This is a genomic window from Paraburkholderia phenoliruptrix (assembly GCF_019511605.1).
Classification (GTDB): Bacteria; Pseudomonadota; Gammaproteobacteria; order Burkholderiales; family Burkholderiaceae; genus Paraburkholderia; species Paraburkholderia phenoliruptrix_A.
The window spans coordinates 224,806-236,706 of the sequence record NZ_JAEUAV010000004.1; the positions used below are offsets into that span (position 1 = coordinate 224,806).

Genomic DNA, 11,901 nt, shown 5'->3' on the forward strand with positions numbered 1-11,901 from the left:
CAGTCGCCGCCTCGCTTGCGCCACGCTGCCAATCGCAGTAGTCCGTGCGCGACACCCAGGCGCAGCGTCACGTGCAAGCCCTGCGAGGCTCAGCCCGCCGCGGGCGCACACACGTTGGCAAGTGCGCGCGCATAAGCGCTTGCACCAACCGGCCGGCTGTACAGATAGCCTTGCTGCTTGTCGCAATCGATGGAGCGCAGAAACGCTGCCTGCTCCGGTGTTTCCACGCCTTCGGCGGTGACGTTCATGCCGAGCGAATGCGCCATCGCCACCACGGCCTGGGTGATCGCAATGGAGTCGCGATGATCCGGCAAGCCGGCGACGAACGACCGGTCGATCTTCAGGTTGTGCAACGGGAAGCGCTTCAGATACGACAGCGACGAATAGCCGGTGCCGAAGTCGTCCACCGAAATGCGCACGCCGGTCGCGCTCAGTGCCTGAAGCATGGGCAACACTGTGTCGCTGTCGCTCATCAGAAGCCGCTCGGTGATTTCGAGTTCGAGCGCCGCGGGCTCCAGCCCCGACTGGTCGAGACAGCGCCTGATCCGCTCGACGAGGCCGTCGTTGAACTGGCGCGGCGACAGGTTCACCGCGACGATCAGGTCGGGCGCGAGTGTGCGCCGCCACTGCGCCGCCTGCTCGCACGCATGCGCGAGCACCCATTCGCCGATTTCGGCGATCAGGCCCGCGTCTTCCGCAACCGGAATGAACTCGGCCGGCGAGACGTTGCCCAGCTCGCTGTTGTACCAGCGCAGCAGCGCCTCTGCGCCGATGGTCCGGCCGCCGTGACTGTCGACGATCGGCTGATACACGAGGCTTAGCTCGTTGGCTGCAAGCGCGCGGCGCAGCAACTGCTCGATCACGAAGCGGCGCTGCAACTGCTGATTGAGCTCGGCGGTAAAGAACTGGAAGTTGTTGCGGCCGCGCTGCTTTGCGTGATACATCGCCGAATCGGCATTGCGCATCAGCGTGGGCGCGTCCTGGCCGTCTTCGGGATAGCGGCTGATGCCGATCGAAGCGCCCAGGTAGTACTCGTTCTCCGCCACCGCGAACGGCACCGCAATCGCGTCGAGGATACGGCGGGCTAGCGCGACGAGTTGATCGTTGCAGTCGCACGCGCTCACCACGATCACGAACTCGTCGCCGCCCACTCGCGCGAGCGTGTCGTCGTGGCGCACGCAACCGGCGAGGCGCTCGGCGACGCTCCTGAGCAACGCGTCGCCGGCTTCGTGACCGGCGGTGTCGTTGACCTTCTTGAAACCGTCCAGATCGACGAACAGCACCGCCACGCTCACCACTTCGCCGCTGCCGTTCGGCCCGCCCGGCGCGAACAGGCTGTGCATCCGCTCGGTCAGGTAAGCTCGGTTGTAAAGGCCGGTTAGCGAATCGCGGGTAGCCAGGAATTTGAGCTGGCGCTGCGCTTCGCGCACCGGCCCGATGTCGGTGAAAGAGATCAGCACCGAGTCGGGCTTGCTCTGGCCCGGCTTGAGGATCGGCACCACGTTCTCAGTGACCCAGATCACTTCGCCGTTCACGAGCTCGAGGGCGAGCGTAACGTCGAGCATCGGTTTGCCGGTTGCGAGCACCTGGTTCGTCGGCCGCTCCTCCTCCGCCACCGGGGAGCCGTTCTCGTGAAAGCTGCGCACCATCACCGTGCGAATGCTGCGTCCGACGATTTGCGGCCCGGTGCGCAGCATGCGCTGCGCGCTCGGATTGCAGGCCAGTACCACGCCCGCGCGCGACTGCACGACGATGCCTTCGATCAGATGATCGACGACCAGCCGATGATGCTCTTCGCTATGTGCAAGACGTTGCGCCATCGCGTTCTGATGCACGGCGAGCCCGACGCTGCGGCCAATGTCGCGCAGCATCGTCTCTTCCTGCGCGGTAGGCCGGCGCGGCTCGCGGTGATAGACGGCGAACGCGCCCAGCACCGCCCCGGTGTCGTTTTCGAACGGCACCGACCAGCACGCGCGCAAGCCGTACGGCAAGGCCAGCGCGCGATAGTCGGCCCACAGCGGATCGGTCTCGATGTCCTCGACGACCACGAGGCGCCGTTCGTACATCGCCGTGCCGCACGAGCCCGCGCACGGACCGATCCGCACGCCGTCGATCGCTGCGCTATAGCGCCTCGGCAGCGACGGCGCGCCGCCGACGCGCACATGCACGCCGTCTTCGTCGAGCAGCAGGATCGAGCACGACGCGCCCTCGCCCAGCAGCGCTTCCGCGCGGCGACACACTTCGTCCAGCACTTCCGGCAGCGGCGTATTGCAGGTGATGAGCCTCAGTACGCTGCGCTCGGACGCCAGCACCTCTTCGGCCAGATCCGGCCGGACACGGCAGCCCTCGGGCGTCGCACCCACCTCCGTACGTGATGTCGCTTCGCGGTTCATATATGCGCCCCCCAACCCAACATCGGCAAGATTATGTAAGCAGCGCACCAGGGTATACCCGTCGAGTGCACAATGTTTTTCGCGCGCAGCGCGTGGGCCTGCCGTGCCTCGCACTCGCGCGCCGTGGACCGCGCCACGCCAGGCAACATCTGGTAATCACTTTCGCGGACTGCTGCCTATTCGCGGGTCTGCGCGACGCGGGATTGAACGATCATCCGTTGCATGAGCAACCCAGCATCGTGAACATTCATGAAAATCGTCCGCCCCGTTATGCTCGCCGCACTGCTGATCGCGCATTCGTCCGCTGAGGCCACGAGCTTCGATTGCAGCAAGGGCCGCTCCCTCACCGAAAAGATGATCTGCAACGACCCCGCGCTGTCGCGCCTCGACGACACGCTGGGGCAACTCTACTGGAAAGCGCGGCGCAAAGTGAGCGACCGGCGCGCCTTCATCGCAGACAGCGACAGCAAGTGGGCCTGGCGCGAGGCCAATTGTCGTGACGCCGCGTGCCTCGGCACATGGTATGCGACGCGTATCGACGAGTTGCAGCAAGTGCTCGCGCGCATGCAACGGGGCTCGGCGGCGGGCGGGAGCGCCTCTGCCTCTCCGTCTGCTTCTCCGTCTGCCTCTCCGCCTGCTTCTGACTTTGCCTCCAACACCGCTACGACGCCGCACGCCAGCGCTGCCGCAAAGACCACGCAACCCGAGCGGCCCGACAAGCCGCCGATGTCCACGTCTTCTACCGCCGATACCGCGATGCTCGAATGCACGGCCTCGCATCCGGGTCTTGTGATCGGCGAGCAGTGCCCGAACGTGATCCGTCAGAACGGCAGTCCGTGGAAGTACCGCGCGCATGGCGGCGACTGGTTCTGCGGCGTCGCGACGTTGGAACGTTCGTGAGCGCGGGTCGCGCGGTTTCGTTTGTGGGGTCGTTTGTGGGCTCGTTTGTGGGGTCGTTAGTGGGGTCGTTAGTGGGTTCGTTTGCAGCCTCGTTTGCAGCCTTGTCTGCAGCTTCGTCATTGATCAATGAAGCCGCGGCGGCAGGTCTTCGCCGGGCGCGTGCGCGCCGGGCTCGCCGTCCTCTTCGGGCTGGCTAGCGCCGAACAGCTCAGCACATACCTCGCGTCCCGTGTCGGTGAGACGCGCGGTGCCCGCGCCCGCTTCGTCGAACGTCGTTTGCACAAGGCCGCCGTCGACGAGCACCGTCAATTGCCGGCGCAACACACTCATCGGCACGTCGGCCTGCTTCGACAGCTTGGCGAGCGACCACGCGCCGCCGGGCGTCGTGCGCGCGGGCCGATCGCTTTGTGCGCGCCATAGTTGCGCGAGCACGGCGAGCAGCACCGGGTCGATTTCGTCGTCATCCATGCATGTCTCCTATCTATATGTATGTATGCCGGGCGCGGGTCTGTACACAGCTGTCTGTACACAGCTTGCCGCGCTGCTTCACGCCATCTGCGTAGCCAGCTCGCCGAGTGTCTTTAGCGCCGCTTCGCTTTGCGCCGTCCACGGATAGCTGTAGTTCAGCCGGATGAAATGGCGGAAGTGATTGCGCGTCGAAAACATCATGCCCGGCCCGACGGTGATGCTGCGCGCGAGCGCCGCCTGATACAGCTTCATCGAATCGACGCTCTGCGGCAACTCCACCCATAACACATAGCCGCCTTGCGGCGACGAGATGCGCGTGCCGGCCGGAAAAAACCGCCGCACCATTGCGCTCATGATGCTCGCCTGCTGGCGATAAACCTTGCGCACGTGCCGCAAATGCCGGTCGTAGCCGTCCTGGCGCAGATAATCGGCAACGGCGACCTGCGGCACCGAAGGCGTGGTGAGTGTATTGAGGAACTTGAGCTTCTCGACCTGCGCGCGATAACGCCCAGGCAGCGCCCAGCCGATGCGGTACGACGCGGTCAGGCTCTTCGAAAACGACGCGCAATGCAGCACGAGTCCCTGCGTGTCGAAGCTCTTCAATGTGGAGGGTCGCGTCTCGCCGAAATACAGTTCCTGATAGACGTCGTTTTCGATCACGGGAATCTGCTGCGCGGCGAGCAGTTCGACCAGTTGCTGCTTGCGCGCGTCGGGCATTCTGAAGCCGAGCGGATTCTGGAAATTCGGCATCACCATGCAGGCGGCGATCTTCTGCTTCGCGATCACCTGCGCCAATGCGTCGATGTCGATGCCGTCCACGGGATGCGTCGCCACCTCGATCGCCCGCATGCCGAGCCGCTCGATCGCATGCAGCATCGCGTAGTAAGTCGGCGATTCGACGGCCACTGTGTCGCCGGGTTTCGCGACCGCCTGCAGACTGAGATTGATAGCCTCGGTCGCCCCGAGCGTGATGATGAGTTCGCCCGGATCGACAGGCATGCCGTTTTCGGTGTAGCGGCGCGCGATCTGCCGGATCAGTTCCGGGTTGCCGGGCGGCAGGTCGTCCATCAGATTCCAGCTCGCCTGACGGCGCGCAATCGCGTTCGCATACTGGTTGATGCGTCGCCAAGGGAAAAGCGACGGGTCGGGGTACGGCGAGCCGAACGGCACGGCGTCGTGCGCGCGGATGCTGCGCAGTGTCGAGAGCACCAGACGGCTCACGTCGACTTCGGCGGCGACGGGCGCGGCGGGCGGCGCCGGTGGCCGCGTTTTGCCGTCCGTGCGCCGCATCTCGGGTCTGAACGCGTTCACCGCCGCCTCACGCACGAAATAGCCGGACTGCGGGCGCGTTTCGACGATGCCCCGGCTTTCCAGCAGCGCGTAAGCATGCAGCACGGTCTTGATACTGACGCCATGCTGCTGACTCGCCTGGCGCACCGACGGAATGCGCTCGCCCGCCGCGAACACCCCGCGGCGCACGGCTTCGGTAATCTCCTCGGCGAGCTTTTCGTAGAGTTTCAAGGACCAGGCTCAAGAAAAGGGAATGGCTCGCGCGCCAGTCTATGACAAAACGCAAGGCACCTGAACTGTACACCTTCCCTTTTTGTTTTTCTGTATGCTGCACTGCGATTGGAACACAGTAGTCTGGCCATATCGGCCAGAAGCCATGACAGACCACGCGCGGCAAGCACATGAAGAACACCGACACCCGCAACAAACTCCACGCCGACCCGAGCAGCGGCGCCCGTATCGAGCCGTACACGTACCCGGCGGCCGGCTGGGGCGCGCTCAAGTACGTCGCCATCAACCTGATCAAGGAAAAGGTGGCGGGCGGCAACTACCGTACGCTGCTCAAGCAGAATCAGCCGGACGGCTTCGACTGCCCGGGCTGCGCGTGGCCGGACCGCGAGCATGCGTCCACCTTCGAGTTTTGCGAGAACGGCGTGAAGGCCGTGGCCGCCGAGGCGACCAGCAAGCGCGTCACGCCCGCCTTCTTCGCGAAGCACACGGTGGCCGACCTGATGAGCCAGTCCGACTTCGAACTGGAACAGCACGGCCGCCTGACCGACCCGCTGGTCTACGACGCGCTCAGCGACCGCTACGTGCCGATCGGCTGGGACGAAGCGTTCGACCTGATCGCAAGCCACCTGAAACGCCTGCCCGATCCAAACCAGGCCGCGTTCTACACGTCGGGCCGCGCGAGCAACGAAGCTGCGTTCCTCTACCAGTTGTTCGTGCGCATGTACGGCACCAACAATTTCCCCGACTGCTCGAACATGTGCCATGAGGCGACGAGCCGCGGCTTGCCGCATACCGTGGGCATCGGCAAGGGCACCGTCACGCTCGACGACTTCGAACACGCCGACACGCTGCTCATCTTCGGCCAGAATCCGGCGACCAACCATCCGCGCATGCTTGGCGAGTTGCGCGAGTGCGCGAAGCGCGGCGCGACGATCGTGTCGATCAATCCGCTCAAGGAGCGCGGTCTCGAGCGGTTTGCGAGCCCTCAGCATCCGGTGGAGATGCTCACGCTCGGCAGCACGAAGATCAGCTCCGTGTTCATTCGTCCGAAAGTGGGCGGCGACTTCGCGCTCATCAAGGGCGTGGCCAAGCGCGTGATCGAGCTCGACGACGAAGCGCAGGCCTGCGGCCTCGAACGCGTGCTGGACGTTGCGTTCATCGCCGAGCACACGGTGGGCTTCGAGGCCTTCGCCGACGACCTGCGCGCTGAAAGCTGGGACACCATCGTCGCCGAATCGGGCGTGCCGTATGAAGACGTGCTGAAACTCGCGGACATCTACGTGAAAGGCCGCGCGGTGATTTCCACGTGGGGCATGGGTCTCACGCAGCACAAGAATTCGGTGCCGACAGTGCAACTGCTGTCGAACCTGATGATGATGCGCGGCAACATCGGCCGGCGCGGCGCGGGCCTGTGCCCGGTGCGCGGGCATTCGAACGTGCAGGGCGACCGCACGGTCGGCATCGAGGAGAAGCCCACTCAGGCGTTTCTCGACCGGCTCGGCGAGGTCTACCACTTCGAGCCGCCGCGCGAGCATGGTCTTGACGTCGTCAACACCATCCAGGCGATGCTCGACGGCAAGGTAAAAGTGTTCATCGGCCTTGGCGGCAACTTCTCGATTGCGACGCCCGACACGCCGCGCACATGGGAAGCAATGCGTTCATGCGATCTCACCGTGCACATCACGACCAAGCTGAACCGCAGCCATCTCGTGCACGGCCGCGACGCCCTGATCCTGCCGACACTCGGGCGCACCGAAATCGACTTGCAGAACGGCGTCGCGCAAGGCGTGAGTGTCGAGGATTCGATGAGCATGGTGCACATCTCGTACGGCATGAACAAGCCGGCCTCGGAAAACCTGCTCTCGGAGATTGCGATCGTCGCGCGCATGGCGCATGCGACCCTTGGCAGCGACAAGGTGGACTGGCTCGCGCACGCCGCGGACTATGCGCTGATTCGCGACGGCATAGCCAGAGTGATTGACGGCTTTCACGATTACAACGAGCGCCTGAAGCGCCCCGGCGGCTTTCATCTTGGCGTGGCGTCGCGCGAGCGGATCTGGAAAACGCCGAGCGGCAAGGCGCAGTTCCTCGTGCATCGCATTGCGCTCGACACGCCGATGCATCGCGCGCGCAAGCAGCACGGCGAACGCCTGATGACCTTGATGACGACGCGCTCGCACGATCAGTACAACACCACGATCTATGGCCTCGACGACCGCTATCGCGGTGTGTACGGCCAACGGCGCGTGCTGTTCGCCAACAGGGAAGACATCGCGATGCTCGGTTTCACGGCCGGCCAGCGCGTGGATATCACGAGCGTGTGGGACGACGGCGTCGAGCGTCACGCGGACGGCTTTCTGCTGGTCGAATACGACATTCCGCGCGGCTGCCTCGGCGCTTATTATCCGGAGACCAATCCGCTCGTGCCGCTCTCTTCGGTCGCGGACGGCGCGGGCACGCCGACTTCGAAGTCGATTCCCGTGCTGTTGAAGGCGTCGGTACTGGACGCGGCCGCTGCCTGATTGCGCTATTTGATTGCGCTACGTGAGCGCACTGCCTGAGCATGCTGCCTGAGCATGCTGCCTGAGCATGCTGCCTGAGCGTGCTGCCTGAGCGTGCTGCCCAAGCGATCAGGCAGACCCTTTGGCAAGATCGCGCTGCGTCAGATAAAGCCGCAGATCGAATTCGATCTGATGGTAGCCCGGCTGCATGAACTCGCAAAGGCGGTAAAACGCCTTGTTGTGCTCGCTTTCCTTCAGGTGCGCGAGTTCGTGCACCACGATCATCTTCAGAAATTCCGGCGCCGCCGCCTTGAATAGCGAGGCGATGCGAATTTCCTTCTTCGCCTTGAGCTTGCCGCCCTGCACCCGCGAGATGCTGGTGTGCAGGCCCAGCGCATGGCGCATCACATCGAGCTTGCTGTCGTAGACGACCTTGTCGATCTGCTCGGCGCTGCGCAAATGCTCGCGCTTCAATTCGGCGCAATACGTGTAGAGCGCGCGGTCGGTCTGCACGTCGTGCGTGTCCGGATAGCGTGCAGCGAGGTACGCGCCGAGCTTGTCGTCGGCGATCAGTTTCTTGACCTTCTCGAGCAGTGCAGGCGGATAGCCGCTCAGGTATTTCAGGTGGTGCATGGTGGTGGGCTGCCGTGGGCGCTTCGTGTCTGCTTTGCGACGCGAGGCGCTAAACGCGCAGTTTACACGGCTGTTCCGCCACGATGCCTACACGCGCCAAACCGGGCCGCCGGGAAAGTCATGCTGATCGAGCGACGCCGCGTGCATTTCGATGCTGTAGCCGGGACGTTGCGGCGGCATATAGCGGCCGTCGCGAATCACGACAGGATCGACGAAGTGCTCATGCAGATGGTCCACGTATTCGAGCACGCGATTCTCCAGCGACGCCGACACGCAGATATAGTCGAACAGTGAAATATGCTGGACGTACTCGCATAAACCTACGCCGCCCGCATGCGGACACACCGGCACGCCGAACTTCGCCGCCATCAGCAGCACAACGATCACTTCGTTCAGACCGCCCAGGCGGCAACTGTCCACCTGGCAGAAGTCGATGGCGCGCGCCTGCAGCAACTGCTTGAACATCACCCGGTTATGGCAGTGCTCGCCGGTCGCCACGCCGATCGGTGCAAGCCGCTCGCGGATCGCGGCGTGCCCCAGAATGTCGTCGGGGCTGGTGGGCTCCTCGATCCACCACGGGTCGAATTGCGCGAGATGCCGCATGTTCGCGATGGCTTCGTCCACGTCCCACACCTGGTTGGCGTCCATCATCAGCTTGCGATGCTCGCCGATTTCCTCGCGCAGAATGCGCGCGCGGCGCATGTCTTCCGCGAGATTGCCGCCCACCTTCTGCTTGAAATGCGTCCAGCCCTGCGCGACGCCTTCGCGCGCGAGACGGCGGATCTTGTCGTCGTCGTAACCGAGCCAGCCCGCCGAGGTCGTGTAAGCCGGATAGCCGTGCGCGAGCATTTCGCGCTCACGCGCGGCTTTTGTGCTGGCATGACGATGCAGCAGCGCAATCGCTTCTTGCGGCGTGATGACGTCGGTCACATAGCGGAAGTCGAGGCAGCGCACCAGCTCTTCGGGACTCATGTCCACGAGCAGCTTCCACACGGGCTTGCCTTGCGCTTTCGCCCACAGATCCCAGACCGCGTTGACGAGCGCCGCCGTGGCCAGATGAATCGCGCCCTTGTCCGGACCGATCCAGCGCAACTGGCTGTCCGAGGTCAGCGCGCGCCAGAACGCGCCCATGTCCGCGGCAATCTCCGCGAGAGTCTTACCGACGACGAGCGGCGCGAGCGCCTCTACCGCCTTCACGCAGATCTCGTTGCCGCGCCCGATCGTGAACGTGAGGCCGTGGCCTGCCAAGGCGCCCGGCGCGTCCGTTTCGAGCGTGACGTAGGTGGCCGAATAATCGGGCGCGGCATTCATCGCATCCGAGCCGTCGAGCGAACGCGAGGTCGGAAAGCGGATGTCCCGCACCGACAGTCTGGTGATCGTGGTCATGTCTACGCTCCGGGACAGCCAGCTAAAGGACGATCAATCGTAGAGCACCGCGGCGATCTTCGGATCGGTCATGTTGCTCTTGTCGTACCAGTAAAAGCCGGTGTCGACCTTCTTCGGCAGCTTCTCGCCCTTGAGCGCCTTGACCGCCGAATCCACGACACATTTGCCGATGCCAATCGGGTTCTGCGTGATCGCGCCCGCCATCAGGCCGGAATTGATGTCGTCCTTCTGCTCCTTGCCCGAGTCATAGCCGATCAGCACGAGCTTCTTGCCCGACTCCTTTACGCCGATTGCCGCGCCTTCCGCCGAGCCTTCGTTCGCGCCGAAGATGCCCTTCAGATTCGGGTTCGCCTGAATCATCGCCTTGGCGATTTCGGCCGACTTCAGGTGGTCGCCGCCGCCGTACTGCACGGAGACGATCTTGACGTTCGGATGTTTGCTCTTCATCTCGTTCAGAAAACCGTCGCGCCTGTCGATGCCCGTGCGGCTCGTCTGGTCGTGCACGATCACGCCGACTTCGCCGGCATTGCCGATGGCTTGCGCCATCTTGTCCGCGGCGAGCGCGGCGGCGGCCAGATTGTCGGTCGCGCAGGTGGTGAGCGGAATGTCGCTGTCCACGCCGGAGTCGAACGCAATCACCGGAATTTTTGCCGCCTGCGCCCGTCGCAACAGCGGAATGGCCGCCTTGCTGTCGAGCGCGGCGATGCCGATGGCTTGCGGCTTTTTCGCGAGCGCGGCCGACAGCATGTCGATCTGCTTGTCGACCATCGCTTCGGTCTCCGGGCCCTCGAAGGTGATCCTGACCTTGTGCTCCTTTGCGCCCTGCTCCGCGCCCGCTTTGACCGCCTGCCAGAACTGATGCTGAAAGCCCTTGGAGACGAGCGGAATATAAACGTCCTCGACATGCGCGAGACTGCTCGCGCCGACAAGCGCACTCAAGCCGATCACGACGCCGAATACTTTGCGATTCAACATGGACTATCTCCTCCTGAGGTGTGGACGCTTCTTCTTCAGCCGCCGGGGAAGCCTCGCGGCGCCTCCCCTTGTCGATTATTGATTGTCCGGCACGGCTCAGCGCTTCCTGCGCCGCAGAATGTCGGCATAAACCGCGAGAATGATGATGAGCCCGGTCACCACGATCTGCCATTCCTGAGCGACCGACATGATGCGCAAGCCATTGGTCAGCACGCTCATGATGAACGCGCCGATGATCGTGCCGAGTATCGTGCCCGAGCCGCCCGACAGCGACGTGCCGCCGATCACCACCGCGGCGATCGCTTCGAGCTCGTAGCCCTGGCCGAGCGCCGGCTGCGCCGAGTTCAGCCGCGACGCGATCAGCAGCCCCGCGACGCCGCAAATCGCGCCGCCAAGGCCATAAATGGCGATCTTCCAGCGGTCGACGTTGACGCCCGAAAGACGCACCGCCTCTTCGTTGCTGCCGAGCGCGAAGGTGTAGCGGCCAAGCGCCGTGCGATTGAGCGTGATCGAACTGGCTATCGCGAGAACAAACAGGATCAGCACGGCGTTTGGAATCGGCAGGCTCGGCAATAGATAACCAATCAGCGAGTCCTGCGAGATCATGTAGAAATTTTCGGTGTCAGTGAAATAGATCGGCTTGTCCGCCGACACCACGAGCGAGAGCCCTTTGAGCAGCAGCATCATGCCGAGCGTTGCGATGAAGGGCGGAATCTTCATTTTCGCCGTGAGCGTGCCGGAGATCGTCCCGCAGATCGCGCCAGTCGCAATGGCGGCCAGCACGCCGAGCCACATCGGCAGATGCCAGTAAGTGAGGAACACGCCGCAAATGACCGCGGTGAAGGTCATCAAGGTGCCGACCGAGAGGTCGATGCCGCCCGTGATGATGACGAACGTGGACGCGATCGCCAGCACGCCGTTGACCGCTGTCGCCTGCAGAATGCCGAGAATGTTGTCCATCTGCATGAAAGCCGGCGACGCGAAGCTGAAAAACACCAGCAGCAGAATCAGGCTCGCGAATGCCAGCAGCTTCTGCAAAGCCGTCGGCGAGAAGATGCGGGCCTTCAGGCCGCTCAGGCGCCGCTCGCCGCTCAGTGCAGGAGAATCGGATGGCAATGTCATAG

The 11,901-nt window shown here is 63.9% G+C and carries 9 protein-coding genes; 2 read left to right on the forward strand and 7 right to left on the reverse strand.

Annotation, left to right across the window (positions count from 1 at the left end; all coding sequences use genetic code 11):
• Positions 1–89: 89 nt before the first annotated feature.
• Positions 90–2,393, reverse strand: a complete 2,304-nt coding sequence (locus JNB89_RS08765) for a putative bifunctional diguanylate cyclase/phosphodiesterase (RefSeq protein ID WP_013338726.1) — start codon at positions 2,391–2,393, stop codon at positions 90–92.
• Between the two features lie 249 nt (positions 2,394–2,642).
• Here JNB89_RS08765 and JNB89_RS08770 point away from each other — a divergent pair, with 249 nt between their 5' ends.
• Positions 2,643–3,293 carry a lysozyme inhibitor LprI family protein gene (locus JNB89_RS08770; protein WP_220361924.1) on the forward strand — a complete coding sequence of 217 codons (651 nt, stop codon included), beginning with the start codon at positions 2,643–2,645 and terminating at the stop codon, positions 3,291–3,293.
• Between the two features lie 123 nt (positions 3,294–3,416).
• Here JNB89_RS08770 and JNB89_RS08775 read toward each other — a convergent pair whose 3' ends face one another.
• Together JNB89_RS08775 and JNB89_RS08780 are read right to left on the reverse strand one after the other, a co-directional pair.
• Complete coding sequence (locus JNB89_RS08775; RefSeq protein ID WP_220361925.1) at positions 3,417–3,761, reverse strand: helix-turn-helix domain-containing protein; 345 nt, start codon at positions 3,759–3,761, stop codon at positions 3,417–3,419.
• A gap of 78 nt (positions 3,762–3,839) precedes the next feature.
• Positions 3,840–5,282, reverse strand: a complete 1,443-nt coding sequence (locus tag JNB89_RS08780; RefSeq protein ID WP_220361926.1) for a PLP-dependent aminotransferase family protein — start codon at positions 5,280–5,282, stop codon at positions 3,840–3,842.
• A gap of 170 nt (positions 5,283–5,452) precedes the next feature.
• On the opposite strand from JNB89_RS08780, the gene JNB89_RS08785 reads away from it, so the two are divergent.
• Complete coding sequence (locus JNB89_RS08785) at positions 5,453–7,804, forward strand: FdhF/YdeP family oxidoreductase (protein WP_220361927.1); 2,352 nt, start codon at positions 5,453–5,455, stop codon at positions 7,802–7,804.
• Positions 7,805–7,912: 108 nt separating this feature from the next.
• Here the strand turns inward: JNB89_RS08785 and JNB89_RS08790 are convergent, their stop codons facing one another.
• The 4 genes from JNB89_RS08790 to JNB89_RS08805 form a co-directional block, all read right to left on the reverse strand.
• Positions 7,913–8,416: a YgjP-like metallopeptidase domain-containing protein gene (locus JNB89_RS08790; RefSeq protein WP_013338721.1), complete on the reverse strand. Its 504-nt coding sequence runs from the start codon at positions 8,414–8,416 to the stop codon at positions 7,913–7,915.
• Between the two features lie 87 nt (positions 8,417–8,503).
• A complete protein-coding gene (locus JNB89_RS08795) occupies positions 8,504–9,802 on the reverse strand; it encodes an L-fuconate dehydratase (protein ID WP_220361928.1) in 1,299 nt (432 codons plus the stop codon).
• A gap of 33 nt (positions 9,803–9,835) precedes the next feature.
• The gene (locus JNB89_RS08800; protein ID WP_220361929.1) at positions 9,836–10,777 is read right to left on the reverse strand and encodes an ABC transporter substrate-binding protein; all 942 of its coding nucleotides are present in this window, start codon (positions 10,775–10,777) and stop codon (positions 9,836–9,838) included.
• A gap of 96 nt (positions 10,778–10,873) precedes the next feature.
• The gene (locus tag JNB89_RS08805; protein WP_013338718.1) at positions 10,874–11,899 is read right to left on the reverse strand and encodes an ABC transporter permease; all 1,026 of its coding nucleotides are present in this window, start codon (positions 11,897–11,899) and stop codon (positions 10,874–10,876) included.
• Positions 11,900–11,901 lie beyond the last annotated feature (2 nt).

Excerpts from the sequence above, each read along its gene's own strand:
- JNB89_RS08765 (WP_013338726.1), bottom strand. The coding sequence starts at position 2,393 with ATGAACCGCGAAGCGACATCACGTACGGAGGTGGGTGCGACGCCCGAG.
- JNB89_RS08770 (WP_220361924.1), top strand. The coding sequence starts at position 2,643 with ATGAAAATCGTCCGCCCCGTTATGCTCGCCGCACTGCTGATCGCGCAT.
- JNB89_RS08775 (WP_220361925.1), bottom strand. The coding sequence starts at position 3,761 with ATGGATGACGACGAAATCGACCCGGTGCTGCTCGCCGTGCTCGCGCAA.
- JNB89_RS08785 (WP_220361927.1), top strand. The coding sequence starts at position 5,453 with ATGAAGAACACCGACACCCGCAACAAACTCCACGCCGACCCGAGCAGC.
- JNB89_RS08790 (WP_013338721.1), bottom strand. The coding sequence starts at position 8,416 with ATGCACCACCTGAAATACCTGAGCGGCTATCCGCCTGCACTGCTCGAG.
- JNB89_RS08795 (WP_220361928.1), bottom strand. The coding sequence starts at position 9,802 with ATGACCACGATCACCAGACTGTCGGTGCGGGACATCCGCTTTCCGACC.
- JNB89_RS08800 (WP_220361929.1), bottom strand. The coding sequence starts at position 10,777 with ATGTTGAATCGCAAAGTATTCGGCGTCGTGATCGGCTTGAGTGCGCTT.
- JNB89_RS08805 (WP_013338718.1), bottom strand. The coding sequence starts at position 11,899 with ATGACATTGCCATCCGATTCTCCTGCACTGAGCGGCGAGCGGCGCCTG.